General features: G+C 34.9%; 19 protein-coding genes. 9 read left to right on the top strand and 10 right to left on the bottom strand.

Annotated features, from left to right (window positions below):
- Positions 1 to 38: 38 nt before the first annotated feature.
- The 7 genes from rd to HYG87_RS10255 all read left to right on the top strand — a co-directional run bounded on the left by rd (position 39) and on the right by HYG87_RS10255 (position 5,603).
- A complete protein-coding gene (gene rd, locus HYG87_RS10285) occupies positions 39 to 200 on the top strand; it encodes a rubredoxin (RefSeq protein ID WP_211533069.1) in 162 nt (53 codons plus the stop codon).
- A gap of 1 nt (position 201) precedes the next feature.
- Positions 202 to 1,374: an FprA family A-type flavoprotein gene (locus tag HYG87_RS10280; RefSeq protein ID WP_211533068.1), complete on the top strand. Its 1,173-nt coding sequence runs from the start codon at positions 202 to 204 to the stop codon at positions 1,372 to 1,374.
- A gap of 27 nt (positions 1,375 to 1,401) precedes the next feature.
- A complete protein-coding gene (locus tag HYG87_RS10275; RefSeq protein ID WP_211533067.1) occupies positions 1,402 to 1,908 on the top strand; it encodes a ferritin in 507 nt (168 codons plus the stop codon).
- 293 nt (positions 1,909 to 2,201) lie between these two features.
- Entirely contained in the window at positions 2,202 to 2,888 is a 687-nt protein-coding gene (locus HYG87_RS10270) for a peroxiredoxin (protein ID WP_211533066.1), read from the top strand.
- A gap of 38 nt (positions 2,889 to 2,926) precedes the next feature.
- A complete protein-coding gene (locus HYG87_RS10265; RefSeq protein WP_211533065.1) occupies positions 2,927 to 3,550 on the top strand; it encodes a superoxide dismutase in 624 nt (207 codons plus the stop codon).
- Between the two features lie 262 nt (positions 3,551 to 3,812).
- On the top strand, positions 3,813 to 5,114 hold the full coding sequence (locus HYG87_RS10260) for a phenylacetate--CoA ligase family protein (protein WP_211533064.1): 1,302 nt from the start codon (positions 3,813 to 3,815) through the stop codon (positions 5,112 to 5,114).
- A gap of 57 nt (positions 5,115 to 5,171) precedes the next feature.
- A complete protein-coding gene (locus HYG87_RS10255; protein WP_211533063.1) occupies positions 5,172 to 5,603 on the top strand; it encodes an ACT domain-containing protein in 432 nt (143 codons plus the stop codon).
- A 10-nt stretch (positions 5,604 to 5,613) separates the two neighbouring features.
- Here HYG87_RS10255 and HYG87_RS10250 read toward each other — a convergent pair whose 3' ends face one another.
- The 7 genes from HYG87_RS10250 to purS form a co-directional block, all read right to left on the bottom strand.
- Positions 5,614 to 6,408, bottom strand: coding sequence for a DUF7839 domain-containing protein (locus HYG87_RS10250; RefSeq protein ID WP_211533062.1), 795 nt, complete (start codon positions 6,406 to 6,408; stop codon positions 5,614 to 5,616).
- Between the two features lie 98 nt (positions 6,409 to 6,506).
- Entirely contained in the window at positions 6,507 to 7,919 is a 1,413-nt protein-coding gene (gene recJ / locus HYG87_RS10245) for a single-stranded-DNA-specific exonuclease RecJ (RefSeq protein ID WP_249164853.1), read from the bottom strand.
- 154 nt (positions 7,920 to 8,073) lie between these two features.
- The gene (locus HYG87_RS10240) at positions 8,074 to 8,349 is read right to left on the bottom strand and encodes a signal recognition particle subunit SRP19/SEC65 family protein (RefSeq protein ID WP_211533061.1); all 276 of its coding nucleotides are present in this window, start codon (positions 8,347 to 8,349) and stop codon (positions 8,074 to 8,076) included.
- A gap of 13 nt (positions 8,350 to 8,362) precedes the next feature.
- The gene (locus HYG87_RS10235) at positions 8,363 to 9,139 is read right to left on the bottom strand and encodes a uroporphyrinogen-III synthase (RefSeq protein ID WP_211533060.1); all 777 of its coding nucleotides are present in this window, start codon (positions 9,137 to 9,139) and stop codon (positions 8,363 to 8,365) included.
- Between the two features lie 21 nt (positions 9,140 to 9,160).
- On the bottom strand, positions 9,161 to 9,871 hold the full coding sequence (cobA, locus tag HYG87_RS10230) for a uroporphyrinogen-III C-methyltransferase (RefSeq protein ID WP_211533059.1): 711 nt from the start codon (positions 9,869 to 9,871) through the stop codon (positions 9,161 to 9,163).
- 246 nt (positions 9,872 to 10,117) lie between these two features.
- On the bottom strand, positions 10,118 to 10,768 hold the full coding sequence (gene purQ / locus HYG87_RS10225) for a phosphoribosylformylglycinamidine synthase subunit PurQ (RefSeq protein ID WP_211533058.1): 651 nt from the start codon (positions 10,766 to 10,768) through the stop codon (positions 10,118 to 10,120).
- A gap of 32 nt (positions 10,769 to 10,800) precedes the next feature.
- A complete protein-coding gene (gene purS, locus HYG87_RS10220; RefSeq protein ID WP_211533057.1) occupies positions 10,801 to 11,055 on the bottom strand; it encodes a phosphoribosylformylglycinamidine synthase subunit PurS in 255 nt (84 codons plus the stop codon).
- A 221-nt stretch (positions 11,056 to 11,276) separates the two neighbouring features.
- Between purS and glmS the strand changes: the two genes are divergently transcribed.
- Positions 11,277 to 13,055, top strand: a complete 1,779-nt coding sequence (glmS, locus tag HYG87_RS10215) for a glutamine--fructose-6-phosphate transaminase (isomerizing) (protein ID WP_211533056.1) — start codon at positions 11,277 to 11,279, stop codon at positions 13,053 to 13,055.
- Between the two features lie 113 nt (positions 13,056 to 13,168).
- On the opposite strand, the gene HYG87_RS10210 is transcribed toward glmS, so the two are convergent.
- A complete protein-coding gene (locus tag HYG87_RS10210) occupies positions 13,169 to 14,137 on the bottom strand; it encodes a glycosyltransferase (protein ID WP_211533055.1) in 969 nt (322 codons plus the stop codon).
- 116 nt (positions 14,138 to 14,253) lie between these two features.
- Between HYG87_RS10210 and HYG87_RS10205 the strand changes: the two genes are divergently transcribed.
- Complete coding sequence (locus tag HYG87_RS10205; RefSeq protein WP_211533054.1) at positions 14,254 to 15,192, top strand: class I SAM-dependent methyltransferase; 939 nt, start codon at positions 14,254 to 14,256, stop codon at positions 15,190 to 15,192.
- 24 nt (positions 15,193 to 15,216) lie between these two features.
- Here HYG87_RS10205 and HYG87_RS10200 read toward each other — a convergent pair whose 3' ends face one another.
- Both HYG87_RS10200 and HYG87_RS10195 read right to left on the bottom strand, forming a co-directional pair.
- Positions 15,217 to 16,197, bottom strand: a complete 981-nt coding sequence (locus HYG87_RS10200) for a glycosyltransferase family 2 protein (protein ID WP_211533053.1) — start codon at positions 16,195 to 16,197, stop codon at positions 15,217 to 15,219.
- Between the two features lie 9 nt (positions 16,198 to 16,206).
- Positions 16,207 to 17,331, bottom strand: coding sequence for a glycosyltransferase family 4 protein (locus HYG87_RS10195; protein WP_211533052.1), 1,125 nt, complete (start codon positions 17,329 to 17,331; stop codon positions 16,207 to 16,209).
- Positions 17,332 to 17,403 lie beyond the last annotated feature (72 nt).

The raw sequence follows: 17,403 nt of genomic DNA, 5'->3' as shown, positions 1-17,403 counted from the left end.
TAAAATTTAAGTGATTTAGGGATTAGGAGGAGTAAAAAATGGATAAATATCAATGCGAGATGTGTGGTTATATATATGATCCTGAAAATGGTGATCCTGATTCTGGTATAGAACCAGGAACTGCTTTTGAAGATATACCAGACGACTGGATTTGTCCTATCTGTGGAGTAGGAAAAGATCAGTTCGTTAAAGTGGATTAAGATGTCTGCCCGGATGATGGAAGACGGTGTTTATTATGTGGGATCCCAGGATTGGGATCGGCAAATATTTGATGAGTTAATTCCGTTACCACAGGGAACCAGTTATAACTCGTACCTTATTCAGGGAAGAGATAATACTGCATTAATTGATACGGTTGATCCAGAGAAGGCTCATGAACTATTAAAAAACCTCCAGGAATTAGAATTAAAAATTGACTACATTGTATCCAACCATGCTGAACAGGACCATTCTGGTTCTATACCTCTTATCCTGGAGGAATATCCAGAGGCAGTAGTAGTTACCAATCCTAAATGCAAAGAACTTTTAAAAAATTTTTTATTTATCCCGGAAGATAAGTTTAAGACTATAGGGGATGGTGATAAAATTTCTTTAGGTGGTAAAACCCTGGAATTTATCTTCACTCCCTGGGTGCACTGGCCAGATACCATGGTAACCTATTTAGAGGAAAATAAAATGCTTTTTTCCTGTGATTTTTTCGGATCACATATGGCCACCAGTCAGTTATATTCCCATGAAAACGAAGAAGTATATTCTGCAGCCAAGAGGTATTATGCAGAACTTATGATGCCCTTTAGACCCACCATAAAAAACAATCTGGCGAAAATAAGTAAAAGAGATATAAAAACAATTGCCCCTTCCCATGGGCCTATTTATTCCCCGGTAAACGAAATAATAAATTTATATAAAGATTGGATATCTGATGAAACTTTAAACCTGGTAGTAATCCCTTATGTTTCTATGCATGGTAGTACCCGGGTTATGGTAGATCATCTGGTGGATTCTTTAATTAAAAGGGGATTGGTTGTAAAGCCATTCAATTTAGGTCACATGGATCCTGGTGAATTTTTAATGTCTCTGGTGGATGCATCCACTTTAGTTATTGCCAGCCCCACAGTATTAACCGGTCCTCATCCACTTACCGTTTCCAATGCCTATTTGATTAATCTGTTAAGGCCTAAATTAAAATACGTGGCCATTATGGGTTCTTTTGGATGGGGCAGTCGCATGGAAGAATTATTAAAAGGTCAGTTAAGTAACCTGAAAGTAGAATATCTGGAATCTATTTCCATAAAAGGCCTTCCCACTCAGGATGATTTAGAAAAAATTGATGCCCTGGCAGATGAGATACTGAAAAAACATGAATCTTCATAATTATTTTCATATTAAGGAGGAATGTAGATGGTTAGTGAAAAAATGCAGGATGCATTGAATGGACAGATGAATGCGGAGTTATACTCTGCCTACCTTTATCTGGCTATGGGGGCCTATTTTGAGGATTCTGACCTGCCCGGTTTTGCCAACTGGATGAGAATTCAGGCCCAGGAAGAACTAAGCCATGGGATGAAGTTCCATGACTACCTGATTAGAAGAGGAAAAAGAGTGCTTCTGGATGAAATCGAAAAACCTCCCCGTGAATGGGAATCTGCCCTGGATGTGTTTGAAAATGTTTTAAGCCACGAAAAAAAGGTAACCGGACTTATTAATCAGCTGGTAAACCTGGCTCTGGAAGAAAAAGACCATGCTACCAATAACTTCCTGCAGTACTTTGTGGCAGAACAGGTAGAAGAAGAAGAATCAGCCGGAGGAATATTGCAAAAAGTAAGGCTGGCCATTGAATCTCCTGCCAGTCTACTGATGCTGGATAGTGAAATGGCTCAAAGGGTATTCAATCCACCAGCGGAATGATCGGGATAACATTCACCATAAAAGACAGTACTCCGCCAATTCATCGCAATTTTCAGAATAATTAAACTCATTTATTTATTTTTTTTAGAATAATCTGATTTTCAAAAAAAAAAAAATCTCCAGTAATTAATTTAAATCCCGGGGTTAGCTAAATAATAAAATTATGGTGGATATTAAAAAATTAAGGTTTTATGAAATTTATTTTTAGAATTTATGGATTTATAAAAAAAGCTAAAAATAAATAAAAATTAGGTGCATAATATTACCATAGATATGCAAAGAGGGGTGATTTAATGGGAGAAAAAATATATGAGCTAAAAAAAATTAAGAAAAAAGGAAGGGGAATACCTTTAATTGGGGATAAATTTCCTAAAATGGAAGTTCAAACTACACAGGGGATGATGAAGCTTCCTAAGGCATTTAAAAAAAAATGGTTTGTTCTTTTTAGCCATCCTGCAGATTTTACACCGGTGTGTACTACTGAATTTGTGGCCTTCCAGAACAGGTATGAAGAATTTAAAAAATTAAATTGTGAATTAATTGGTCTTAGTATTGATCAGATATTTTCACATCTAAAATGGATTGAATGGATAGAAGAAAACCTTAATGTGGAGATAACTTTTCCATTAATTGCAGATACAGGAAAAGTGGCGGATACATTAGGTTTAATCCACCCTGCCCGCCCCACCAATACCGTTCGGGCAGTATTTATTGTGGATCCGGAGGCCATAGTACGGGCCATTCTATATTATCCTCAAGAACTGGGTAGAAATATGGATGAAATACTCCGTATGATAGAGGGTTTTGCCAATATAGAAGAAAAAGGAGTAGCCATACCTGCCAACTGGCCTAACAATGAATTAATAGGAAAAGGACTGATTATACCTCCTGCAAGTGATGTGGAAACCGCTAAAAAGCGCAAAGAAGAATACAAATGTTATGACTGGTGGTTATGTCATAGAAATTACTACAAATGGTAGTTAAGATGAAATATTTTTAATATAAAAAAGGTGAAAAAATGGAAAAAAAACTTTATCAGTTACCAGAGTTACCCTATGGTTATCAGGATCTGGAGCCTTTTATATCTAAAGAACAGTTAACCATACACCATACCAAGCATCACCAGGCCTATGTTGATGGTGCTAATGCTATTTTAAAGCAAAAATTTGATGATGCTAGAGAAAATGATGAAGATTTTGATATAAAAGCAACTGCCAAGGAATTATCCTTTCAGGTAGGTGGTTTTGTTCTTCATAACCTTTTCTGGACAAATATGGGGCCCGCCAGTAAGTGCGGTGGTGAACCAGAAGGTACTATAGCAGAATACATTAAAAAAGATTTTGGTAGCTTTGAGAGATTTAAAAAAGAGTTCACACAGGCTGCTCTTAGTGTAGAAGGTTCTGGATGGGCAGTTCTTACTTTATGCAGGAGAACTAATCGCTTATTTATAATGCAGATAGAAAAACATAACGTGAATGTGATTCCTAACTTCCGGATTATGATGGTGCTGGATGTATGGGAACATGCCTACTACCTGGATTATAAAAATGTAAGGCCTGATTTTGTGGAAGCTTTCTGGAACATAGTAAACTGGGAAGAAGTTAACCAAAGAACTGAAACCTGGCTAGAATCCCCACTTTAATTTTTTTTTAATTTTTTTTTAAAGAGTTTAAAAATCCTTATTTTAAATTATACTTGCCTTAAAATGTCCTGATTCATCATTTTAACCTGATTATTTTTCTTTTGAATATCTGTAATCAGTAAAACCCTGACAGTCAAATTGACATATTAGTAAGATTTAAGTTATAGGGCCCCTAAAAACTTCTATAATTTAAATTTAATTATAAAGATTATTGTCATGATGAATATCTATCAAAATTGCACTGATTAAGGGATTTGATAAAATGATCTGGAATGAAAGAGCCGAATGTATGTCCCGGGATGAAATGGAAGAATTACAATTGAGAAGATTACAAGATGTGGTAAAAAAAGCTTTTAATAATGTACCGTATTATAATCAGAAATTCAGTGCTATGAGTTTATCCCCGGAAGATATCCAGACCCTGGAAGATATTAATAAACTCCCTTTCACCACTAAAGATGATTTAAGAGATGTATATCCCTTTGGAATGTTTGCTGTCCCTCGTAAAGATATCATTGAAGTCCATACTTCTTCTGGTACTACTGGAAAGCCGGTGGTATCAGGATATACCCGGGAGGATATTGAATTATGGAGTGAAGTGATGGCCCGGGGATTAACCATGATGGGAGTCACCGAAGATGACATCATCCAGAATACACACGGATATGGACTATTTACCGGAGGCTTTGGAGTTCACTATGGTGCTCAGAAAATAGGGGCAACCGTTATCCCTATTTCCACTGGTCAAACCAGAAGGCAAATTGAAATTATGAAAGATTTTGGGACTACAGTAATGATTTTTACCCCCTCTTATGGATTATACCTATCCGAAGTGGCCCAGGAAGAAGGATTAATTAGTGAAGATACAGATTTAAAGGCCATTGGATTTGGAGCAGAGATGTGGACTTCTCAAATGAGAAAAGAGATAGAAAAACGATTTGGAGTCCAGGCATTTAACATATATGGTTTAACTGAAATTATGGGTCCGGGTGTGGCCATAGAATGTAATCAACAATCAGGACTACATATTTGTGAAGATCATTTTTATCCAGAGATCATCAACCCCCAAACCACAGAATCATTAGGTGCGGATAAAACAGGAGAGCTGGTATTGACCACCTTAAGCCGGGTGGGAATGCCTATTATTAGATTTAGAACAAAGGACATTACTGCCCTTAGATATGAATCATGTGACTGTGGAAGAAATTTGGTAAAAATGGATAGAATAACGGGCAGGTCAGACGATATGATAAAAGTTCGTGGTGTGGCAGTATTCCCCTCTCAAATAGAAAAGGCTTTGTTGAAAATTGATGGTCTGCAGCCCCATTATCAGATTATTGTAACCCGTCCGCATCTTTTGGATGAAATTGAAGTAAAGGTGGAAACATCCCAGGAACTTTTCTCTGATGAAGTTAAAGAAATGGTCAGTATAAAAAAGAAAATAGAAAGTTACATTGAAAATGAAATAGGTTTAAGGGTTAATGTTAATCTGGTGGAGCCAAAAAGCCTTCCCCGAAGTGAAGGCAAAGCTGTAAGAGTTATTGACCAGCGAAACATACATTAGTGGTTATTAATATTGGAATTATTGGTGATTAAATAAAAAATTAATCAGGAAGATAACATGAAAATAAAACAAATATCCGTTTTTCTGGAAAATAAAAAAGGAAGATTATGGAAAGCTCTTAATACTTTGGCTGAGAATGGAATTAATATCAGGGCCTTATCCATTGCAGATACTTCAGAATTTGGGATTTTAAGGCTTATTGTTCCAGAACCCCGAAAGGCGGAAAAAATTCTTACGGAAAATAATTTTGTGGTGAAAATCAAAGAAGTAATAGCTGTGGAACTTGCAGATCATCCAGGAGGCCTTTCCTCAATTTTAAAAATCCTTAATGATTCTGATATTAATTTAGAATATTTATATGCATTTGTACATGAAAAGAAAGATAAGGCCATATTACTTTTAAGAACAGATGATCTGGATTTACTTATTAAGGTTTTAGAACAGGAAGAAGTAACTCTGGTGCCTTCTGAAGATGTTTACAATCTTTAAAACCTTTAAATCAATTAATATCTTTTTTTACATCCTCTAAACTATAGTGGATTCCTTCTTCTTCCAGTTTATTAGTAATACTACGGTTCATCTTACCTACCGCAAATACCAGCACATTAAGTCCTCTTTTAGTTGCAGCAAGTGTGGAATAAGGGGTTGCAAATTCAAAATCAACCTTTATATCCAGTTTATCAGCCACTGCCCGGGAAACCGTGCCCATGATACCCACCCTATCAAAACCCATGTGGTATATTTTTTTTATTTTTTCAAGGTCTGTGGCCCGGGACCCCCCTTCCTGAATGGTAGGTAAATTAAGAATTACCACCTTACCGGTTTTAAGTTCAATAATTCCTTCCAGTCCCATTAAGGCCACATCTTCTCCTTTTTGAGCATCATTTAATACTTCACCCTGGGCTGATGTTGAGGCTTTAGTAGCATACAGAGTACCATCATCCATAAAGAGACCTACTCTATCTCCTGAATTCAAATTTTCACTGGCAATGGCCGGCCAGATAGATTTGTAGGTATTCATGGTATCCAGTACAGTTTCAGAATATTTCCGCAAATCCAGTGCTTGTTTTTTTAATTTATCAATTCCTCTTTTGGTAATTTTGTAAGGTGAACGCCCTGTTCCTGATTCTACAAATCCAGCATCTAACAAACTCTTTAAATTTTCTGAAACTGCCTGTACAGTTATTCCTAACTCATCGGCAATATCTTTTTGTCTTAAATGAGGTTCTTGTTTTGCAATTTCTGCTAAAATTTGAAAATGAGTCATTTCGCCTCTTTTTTTGAATATTTTCATGATAAAACCTTATCTTTTATTTCAAAGTGTAGTTTAACAGAGGATATTTTATATTAAGACTATATTTTAATAGATTAATAAATGCAGTGGTTAATAAATCAGTTAATTATGCCTTTTAGAGTGCTGTTGAATATTTTTAAAAATTCGTCCTGATTTTTAGAAGGGATATACGCCCCACAGGCAACTGCATGTCCACCCCCACTACCCCCCACTTTAGAGGCAATTTTTCGTATAATATGGCCAAAGTGTATTCCATCATAAGCTAAAAGTCGGGAACATCTCAAAGAAACTTTTAAAAGATCTTCTCCATTATCAACATGAGAAAACCCAATTATAGGCTTTCTCCAATCCCCATGACTTAGAACCATACCGGTAATGGTACCTACCACCTCACTTTTAATTCCATGACCATGGAAGTACTGCAGGTTATTTAGAGGTACAATTAATTCATTATCTTCAATCATCCGTATTTTTTCCGCCAGATATTGACGGTGCTTTCTGGTTAAACGTTCCAGTTCATCCATGGCCAGTACTCTATCTCCTTTTAATATATCAAGAGCCACCTCTGGATTTTTATTTCTGCTGCATGCATTCACTGCAGTTGAAAATTCAGAAGCGTCTCTTAATGGAGTTTTTTCTTCCTCATTTAAAAATTCATAATAATCCCCGGTTACCAGTTTAGGAACATATTTGATATATTTTTCAGGAACTTCCCGGGATAGTAATTTAACCAGTTCAGAAAAAAGCCGTGTTTTCTCATCTGATGTTAAATCAGAGAGGGTACGTAATCTATTATCACATCGTCGATCAATACCCAGTTTTTTTAATAATAAGATTACTTCTGTTTTGTTATTAGTTATAGGGAGAGTTACATCGCTGAAATAGGATAAAGCGATAATTAATGGGCGGGTTTGTCTACCATAAATAGAGAGATCTGCAGCAGAATCCACCAGGCCATGGTTGGTAGCATCCTGGAGAATTGATTTATTAATACCTTCTAATTTACCAGTGCGAGTATTTTGCATGTCTCCCACTGCAGAAAGAACACCAATCCAACTTAAATTATAAAATCCAAATTTTTTAGCAAGTAAATAACACATTCCCCCTCCTGAAATTTCATAAGAACCATCAATACCATAGAAGAGGGGGTTTATTTCTAAAAATCTTCCAGAAAGTTTAGAATTATAATTCAAAGACCTTAGGGGGGGATGGTGGTCCAGTACCAGTATTCGGGATGATGATGTAGAAATTTTATCAATACTCTGCCCTGAGCCTAAATCAGAAAATATGGTTAGTTCATTGTTTATTTTCAGATCCTTCAGTTTATCCAGACTTATAAATTCAATTTCATGTTCTTTGTCCAGTCGGTCCAGAAGAGAGGATAAAATAGCCCCGGAACTTATTCCATCACAATCATTGTGGGAGTAGACTTTTATATCTTCTGCTGATTTAAGCATTTCCTGGGCTTTAGAAAAAGATTTATTCATTTTTTCAGGTAAAATGGGAGTCATTTTATATTCCCCTGACTATTTGATTTCTTTATAATAACTATAAGCAATCATAATAACTATTCTAATTTTATTATTATTAAGAGTTTCAGGTTAATAAGTATGTCGAGGCTTTACTTGCCCATCATCATTAATTTAAAAAAATAAATAGCTCATTTCAGGAACGAGTACCTTTTATCATATTACTTATTTTTAAAAGGATTTCCCTTTTAGATATTTCCCCCCTTTCCACAATAACTCGACCTGAATTATCATACCATGACCCTGGAAAAGACTTATTATTCTCAGTTTTTGGACTTAAATTCAATTTTCGTGCTGCCCGGGAAATATCACTTAAAGAAGGTGAAGATACAGCTTCTTTTTTTGGAATTTTTCTACCCTCTTTTCTGGATTTTTTTGAATCAATATAAACTGGCCAGATAATAGTTTTCATAATACCAACCTCATTAATTATCCATCACTTGGGCTAGTTTCTCCAGCATGTCCTTGAAGGTGTAAACATCAGGCATAACTGGCTCGATTTCATATGAATCCAGAACTTTTTTAGTAATCGGGCCAATTGCAGCAACAATTATTTCTTTATTTCGCAATAAATCCACCACTTCTTCTTTGCCTTCATCTTTTGCTGTTTTAAGGAGATTTTTTACAGTTAAAGGACTGGTGAACATTATAATATCAATTTTATGGTTTAATATATTATCAATCAGCTCGTAGATCTTTGACTTGTCCTCAGGGATTTCTGATTTATATGCGTCGGCCAGGATCACTTCAGCACCCCTATTTTTGAGACCGTGGGGAAGTGTATATCTTGCAACCATAGTCCGGGGGAGGCCAATTTTCATCCCTGCAATTTCAATTTTTTCAAAAGCCTCTAGCAAACCCTCGGCAGTATATTCCTCAGGTATTAAGTGTGGTTTAACCCCAAATTCCTGCAATTTTTCACCAGTTTTAGGACCTATAACTGCAATTTTTAAGCCAGGAGCATCATTTAGATTACAATATTTGAAAAACGATTCTATGGCTCTTGGAGACGTAAAAATTAGCCAATTCAATTCATTAATGATGCTGCATAGTTTCAACATTTCTTCCGGCTTGGAATCTTTAAGTTCAATGGTAGGTGTTACGATGGGGATTGCACCGTAAGATTTAACCATTTCAACTGAATCTGTGGCTCTTTCTGCAGGTCTGGTAATCACAATTTTTTTCCCTTTTAACCCCTTCATAATTAACCTCTTTTAAATTAATCATTTAATTTGATTTATTTGTTTGAAAACATCCACTACATTTCCAATAACTAAAAGTGCGGGAGGATTAATCTCTTTCTGAGCAATATTTTCCAGGGTACCCAGTATAATTTTCTCTTCAGGGCTGGTTCCATTTTCAATAACACATACAGGAGTTTTAGGATCCCTGTATTTCATCAATTCTTCAGTATTCTCTTTAATTTGACCAATTCCCATTAAAACTACTACAGTATCTGCAGTATAATCCCATTTAACCTGTTTTTCTTTTTTAGTTGGATCTTCATGTCCGGTGACTACAGTAAAAGATGTGGCTACTCCCCGGTGAGTAACCGGGAGACCAATGGTGGTGGGTACTCCAATAGCAGAGGTAACCCCTGGAATCATCTCTACTTCTAATCCTTCATCTAAAAGAGTTAAAACCTCTTCTCCACCTCTTCCAAATACAAAAGGATCTCCTCCTTTAAGCCGGACCACAACAGAGTTATTTTTAGCTTCTTCTACCAGGATGTGGTTGATTTCATCCTGACTTTTATAATGCTCACCTGCTTTTTTGCCCACATATATCAATTTGGCCCCTTTAGCATGTTTTAAAATCTCTTCATTAGCTAAACGATCATAAATGACTACATCTGCTTTTTCCAGTGCTTTTACTGCTTTAAGTGTGATCAGTTCCGGATCTCCTGGTCCGGCTCCTACTAAATATACTACCATGTATTCAACCTCTTTGATAATTTCAATTTAAGACAGAAATTTGAATATAAATTCCGTTATATGGTTAAACTATTTTTTAGTGCTTAAGATCCTTGCAAGGGCCGTGTGCAAAATTATGATAATCATAATCCATACTAAAACTCATCTTAATTTAGATTTTTAAGCCAGTAATTATATTTCTTTAGCTATACCTATATAAAAAATAGTTTTAGATTGGGATATTCCTTCTGGAATAAATTTTTTAATTTAATAATTTATCATTCCCTTAAAAAAGTTTAATCCATCAGATGAACCCAATATGGATTCTGATGCTCTTTCCGGGTGGGGCATGACTGCACATACTAAACCACTCTCATCACAAACCCCAGTTATGCCTTCCAGAGACCCATTAGGGTTCTCACCTTGGAATTTTAGAACAATTTGATCCTGGTCCTGAAGCAAATCCAGATCAGGATTATAATAACGACCTTCAGCATGGGCCACCGGCATTTTTATTAGCTGGTCTTTCTTAAAACTCCGGGTAAAAGGAGTTCTGTTTGTTTTAACCTTAAGCTGAGTCCACTGGCAGTTAAATTTAGGGTTTTCATTAACGGTGAATACTCCTGGTACAAGTCCCACCTCAGATAATATTTGAGCACCATTACATATTCCTAAAACTGGTTTTTCTTCTGCCACCAATTTTTTTATACCTTCGATTACCGGGGTTATGGCTGCAATAGCACCTGCCCTTAAATAGTCACCATAAGAAAATCCACCTGGAATAACCACTGCGTCCATATGCAAAAGATCATTTTCCTTCCACCAGACATATTCGGGTTCTCCTCCAGCCAGTTTCAGGGCATGATAAACATCCCGATCACAGTTAGAACCAGGAAACCTTATTACTCCAACTTTCATTATTGAATCCTCGTTTATATCTTTATATCCATTTAATCCTCTTGAGGATTAATATCTATCATATAATCATGAATCACCGGATTGCACAGGAGTCTCTGGCACATGTCTTCTACTTCATTTTTTACCAGTTCTTCACTATCCTCATCCATAGAAAACTTTACAATATCAATAGTATCTGTTTCATGGACATTATAACCCAAAAGGGCAAGTGCTCTTTGGATGGTTGATGCTTCAGGATTTAACATCCCTTTTTTTAGGCTAATCTTTACTTCTACATTGTATTTCATAACATCACCGCAACTGAATCCTAATATAAAAACTAATTAATGTCATATCTTCTTAAATTAATTGTGCTCAAAGGCTTATATAGATGTAAATTAAATTATAGTGATATATTGTGGTTTTGATTAAATATAATGATATCCATTGATATCACTGCAGATTTAAAATTTATAATAAAATCAAATAATAACAGAAATTATGACCAACAGGTCTTAAAGGTGAAATGATGTGTGGAATAGTTGGATGTATCTTAAAAAAAGAAAAGGCAGCTCCTATATTATTAGAATGTGTTAAAAAACTTGAATATAGGGGTTATGATTCTGTGGGCATTGCTACGCTCACTTCAGAGATTCACATCAAAAAGGACAGCGGAAAAATTAGTGAAGTTGATAAAAAAGTAAGGCTTTCTGATTTGCCAGGAAATATGGGTATTGCCCATGTAAGGTGGGCCACTCATGGAATACCCACTAAAGCCAATTCTCATCCCCATACCGACTGTAATGGTACGGTTTCTGTAGTTCACAACGGTATTATAGAAAATTTCAAGGAACTTAAATCAGATTTAATTTCCCAGGGACATGTATTCAAATCTGAAACAGACACAGAAATCTTACCGCATCTCATAGAAAAGTACATGAAATCCGGCAGCAATTTAGAGGATTCTGTAAGGGCTGCTTTAAAATATGTTCATGGATCATATGCTATTGCAGTAATGTCAAGTTTAGAACCTGGAAAAATTATTGGGGTTAGAAAAGAAAGTCCCTTAATTGTAGGAAAAGGAGACGGAGAGTATTTCCTTGCTTCAGACGTACCTGCTATCCTAAAGCATACCAAAAACATCATATACCTGGAAGACGATGAGATGGTAATCCTGGAGAAAAAGGGAATCACTATTAAGAATAAATTAGGGGAAATAATTAAAAAAGAGGTTCACATAATTGATTGGACTCCTGATATGGCAGAAAAAGGAGGTTACGATCATTTCATGATTAAAGAAATACATGAACAACCAGAAGCTATTAAAAACACCCTTATGGAATTAACAGATATAGAAAAAATAGTTAATAAAATGGGAAATGTTAAAAGGATTTGTTTTGTAGCCTGCGGGACATCCTATCATGCTTCTTTAATTGGCAAATACCTGTTTGAAAGTCTGGGAGGAATACCCACCGATGTTATACTGGCCTCTGAATTTAAATATTCTGCAGGGTCTCTGGATAAAGATACTCTGGTTATATTAATCAGCCAATCAGGGGAAACAGCAGATACTCTTAAAGCACTTAGAACGGCTAAAAATACCTCAAAAACATTGGCTATCGTAAATGTTCTGGGAAGTACCGCTACCCGGGAAGCAGATTACATAATTTACACCCGGGCAGGCCCAGAAATTGGAGTGGCGGCCACCAAGACTTATATCAGTCAGCTAACCTGCATATATATGCTGGCAGGATTATTATGTAAGCATGGTGATCTGGTTGATAAACTACACGAAATACCCCAGATAATACAGAACATGCTGGATAATGAAGATTACATTAAAGCTATAGCTCAAAAATACCGGGATGCCCAGGACTTTTTCTTTATTGGAAGAGGATTTTCCTACCCTACTGCCCTGGAAGGTGCCCTGAAACTAAAAGAAATAACCTATATCCATGGGGAGGGCTATGCAGCTGGAGAATTAAAACACGGCCCCCTGGCTTTAATTGATGACGAAGTACCTGTGGTTGCAGTTACTCCACCAGGAGAAAGCCATGATAAGACCGTTAGTAATGTAGAAGAAGTAAGAGCCCGAGGAGCCCATGTAATTGCCGTGGGGGCAGAAAGTGATGAAAATCTCCAGTCAGAAGCAGAAGATGTGATTGGAGTGGATGATTCTATTGATGAAATTATGTCCCCCATCCCTTATGTGGTGCCCTTACAGCTACTTTCTTATTATATGAGTGTGGCCCGGGGTATTGATCCAGATAAACCTAAGAATCTGGCAAAGTGTGTTACAGTGGAGTAATATATTAAAATAAAATCAGTTTTAATAAATCTCTCCTATTTTTACCCTTTTTTAAAGCTAATGACTTTTTTTAAGCTCATACATTTAACATAGGGGAATAGAAAAAATATTATTTAATCTGAATAATCCTGACATATTTTTTTAAAAATTGCTGAAAATTTTTCAGTTTGATTTTTTTGGGAGTATTTTTTACTGGTATTAACACATTGCCGGGAAATTTTTTTTTTCCATGAAAATGGTTTTTGGTAAATTTCGTTAATTTTTTCAGCTATTATTTCCGGGTCATTATCTTCTAAAATTAAGCATCCCAGATTATTTTTACTAAAAATATCGGATTGTCCTGTACATTTAGTGATTAATGTTAAAATACCTGCAGACATTGCCTCAAATATTGTTACAGGACACGGATCAAAATCAGAAGGATGTATATACATCGAACATTTTTCAAAATAATATTTAATATTTTTTTGAAAACCCTCCTTATGCAGCCAAGGAAAATCAACATCAATATTATCACAACAGGAACCAACTAAATACAATTCAAATTTAAATTTTTCATTATTTAGTAATTCTACAGCTTTAATGAGTAAATCATATCTTTTATCTAATCTATGGCTACCAATAAATAGTAACTTATTAGAATTAAGATGGGGATTGTTATGGAAATAGTTATTAACTCCAAATGAATTTACTACTTTAATATCTCCTGCAAAGTATTTTGATGCTTCAATTTTATTCATGGCCGAAATAGCAATTATATTATCAACATAAGACAAGAAAAATATCATTATATTGAATTTTATCCAATTAGAACGTGGTAGAATATAAAAAAAATTGTCTGCATTTAAAAGAATTATCTTCATACGCGGATTAAAAAGCTTTTTAATGTAAGCATAGGGCAAACACATTCCACCTTCTAAAAAAGCTATATCATAATTAATATCTTTAATTGAATTAAATAATCTTAAAAACATTTGAAAATAAGTATTACCTGCATTAACATAATTAGATGTTATAACAGATGCAAATGCCCCATGAACCGGATGAGATCCCTGGTGAATATATAATATTTTTTTATTCATTGCACGCCCTTAATCTTTTTAGTAGCCCTATAAGTGGATAGTATAACATTCAATATATTTTAATAGGTCATCATATACTCATTTTAATAATGGAATAAAATTTGAAGGGTTTATTAATGAAATGTAAAATATGTGAAAATAATCTAAAAAACAAAGTTTTTTTAGTTAAAGAAATGATGTTCGGTTTTAATGAAGATTTTAAGTATATGGAATGCTCTAAATGCGGATGCCTGGAATTAATAAATCCTCCTGATGATTTCAGTAGATATTATAACTTTGATGATTATTATTCCTTCAAAGACGACGGAAGGTTAAAGCGGCTGCTCAAAAAAAAGTGGGTGGAGTATGTCTTATTTAAAAATAGTTCAATAGGCAGATTACTTAGTTTAAAATTTCAAAAAAGTTTTTTTGATATTCTGGCACTTCAAAATATTGATAAAAAAACTAGAATTCTGGATATTGGAAGTGGAAGCGGTGACCTGATAATAGCATTAAATGATATGGGTTTTGAAAAGGCATTAGGTATAGATCCTTATGTAAAAAATGAATCAGGTTGTATAAAAAAAAATAATATACACCAGATTAGTAACTCGGAAGAATTTGATCTAATACTATTTGATCACTCCTTTGAACATTTAATAGATCACTCCAGCATACTAAAAAAGGTGCATGATCTATTATCTCCTGGTGGAACATGTATAATAGCCATGCCCATTAAAAATGATTATATCTGGGATATTTATGGTGTAAACTGGGTTCAGATTGATGCTCCACGCCATATTCTGCTGCATACCCGGCAGAGTTTTGATATCCTCCTTAAGAAAAGTAACCTTAAATTTCAGGATATAGTATATGATTCAGATGAGTTCTTTTTTTATGGAAGTGAGCAATATAAAAGAGGTATAGCCCTTATGGATGATGAATCTTATTTAATAAATCCCAAAAAAAGTATTTTCACCAAAAAAGAAATCAGGGAGTTTAAAAAGAAAGCACAACAATTGAATAATAAAAATTTAGGAGACCAGTGCGTTTTCATTTTAAATAAAAAAAAGTAATTAAAATAGATAAATAATGGATTCTTAAGGTCTCCACTTTAAAATAAAAAATTTTTTTATCTCCTTAAAAGGATGTTTTCTTTTAATTCTCTTTTTTTTATCTATGAACCTTTTTAATCCTATGTAAGCATCTTTTTTAGATTTAAGTATAATATAATTCCCCCGAACTAAATTTAAAGCAATCTGGGAAATTTCTGCAATCAATATTAGGGGGAAATTCCATATGAGAAATGAATAAGGTAAGTTCTTAAATAGTGTCCAGGTATAATTTCTCCAGTTATGATATACTGTAAAGTCACTTTGTGGTAGCTTAGTCCCTCCTTTGTAATGCCAAACCACAGCTTCAGGGCAGTACCAGGAAGACCATCCAGCCCATCTTAAACTCAAAGCCAGATCGAAATCTTCATAGTAGGCAAAAAAATCCTCGTCAAAATATTCCCCATCAATTTTAACATCTTCCAGTGCTTCTCTACGATATAAACAGGCTCCAGCACAGCAACCTAAAATTTCTTCTTCAACATCATATTTTTCAGGATTCTCATAGGCACCTCTATTAAATCCCAGTCCATTTCTGGAGTATTCCAGGCCAGCAGAATCCATTAAATCCGGTTGTTGTCCCCATATCATTTTAGGTTGAATGCTTCCTGCTTGAGGGTGTTTACGGGCAGAAGAGATTATTTTATCCAGAAAATCTTTTTTTATTTCAGTATCGTTGTTTAAACAAATAATATATTTGCATTCAGGGTCTTTTAATGCTTCATTTATTCCCTGGTTGTTTGCTTTAGCAAATCCATGGTTTATAGAGTTTTTTATAATTCTAATTTTATTCGAGAGAAGTTCTTCTTGATAATTTTCACCTATAAAATCAATTGAATCATTATTTGGTGAATTATCCACCAATATAATTTTAAAATTAGTATAACTTTGATATAATATTGAAGAAAAATAATTTTCTAAAAATCTTTTTCCATTGTAATCCGGGGTTATGATATAAGTCTCAGGCATGGAAAACTCCTAAAAATTTTGGTATATGTTTAATATTGATTTAAGAACAATATCCCAGGTGAAATATCTTTGAACCTTTTCATATCCATTTAATCCCAGTTTAGTGGATTTTGAATGGTTTTCACATAGGAGCTTGATTTTCTTGCCTAATCCCTCTAAATCATAAGGTTCGAGTAGATAACCATTATAACCATTTTCCACAACCTCAAGGACCCCCCCAGATGCATAAGCAACCACTGGAATTTTACAGGCCCCAGCCTCAGCCAAAACCATGCCAAAACCTTCCCTGGTGGAGGGTAATACCAGAACACTGGATTTTTTTATCTCTTTTATTAATTCTTCATAACTAAGGTTATCCAAAAATTTAACATGACGCTGGAGATTCATTTGGCGGGTTAAATTAATTAGATTTTCTTTATCTCTACCCTGGCCCACAATAACGAGTTTAATATCACTGATTTCATTTTTTAATAAATTAATTACTCTCAGTAAATGGTCAACATGTTTATGGGGTACTAGACGTCCCACGAATATTAAGTTATTCTCCTGCTGGTTACTAATTTTTACTGAATCAATTAATTCCAGATCCACCCCGTTATAAACTACTTCAACCCGGTTTTCATTGGTTCCATAGTTTTCAATGAGTGATTTTTTGGTGGCATTACTTACCGTGATTATTTTATCATAAGGTAGCCTGCATAAAAATTTTTCAACCATAGCCGCAGTTTTAGAAGATTGGATCCACTGATCATCACCTCCACTACTTACATCGTGAATGGTGGCCACCACTGGTGTTTTTTTTAGTTTACCAGCCATAAAAGAAGGAAAAAGAGGAGCATAGGTCTGTGCGTCGATAACATCATAATTATGCTGGATAATCCATCTAAAAGTAGCTAATATGAATTTCATGAAATCCAGGGAACTCCTATGTGGAGGATTTTTAATAACCGGTCCAATATGATACACCTTTATTCCGTCAATAGTTTCTTGATTTTGTGTACCTTCTATTTTCATACAGATTACATCTACCCTATGTCCCTGGGCGACTAAACGTTTAGCAATTTCAAAGTAGCGCCTTTCTCCTCCTCCTTGATAATGAGGAACAAAAAAATCAGATACTATGGCTATTTTCATGGGGATACTCATCCAGAACCTTAAATCATATTTAGGATAAAATTTTATTTTAAGAGATATACTTTATAGTTT

The sequence above is a fragment of the Methanobacterium alkalithermotolerans genome (assembly GCF_018141185.1).
Taxonomy (GTDB): domain Archaea; phylum Methanobacteriota; class Methanobacteria; order Methanobacteriales; family Methanobacteriaceae; genus Methanobacterium_F; species Methanobacterium_F alkalithermotolerans.
The sequence above is the reverse complement of the archived record's forward strand: the minus strand, read 5'-3'. Positions and strand labels throughout refer to the sequence as shown.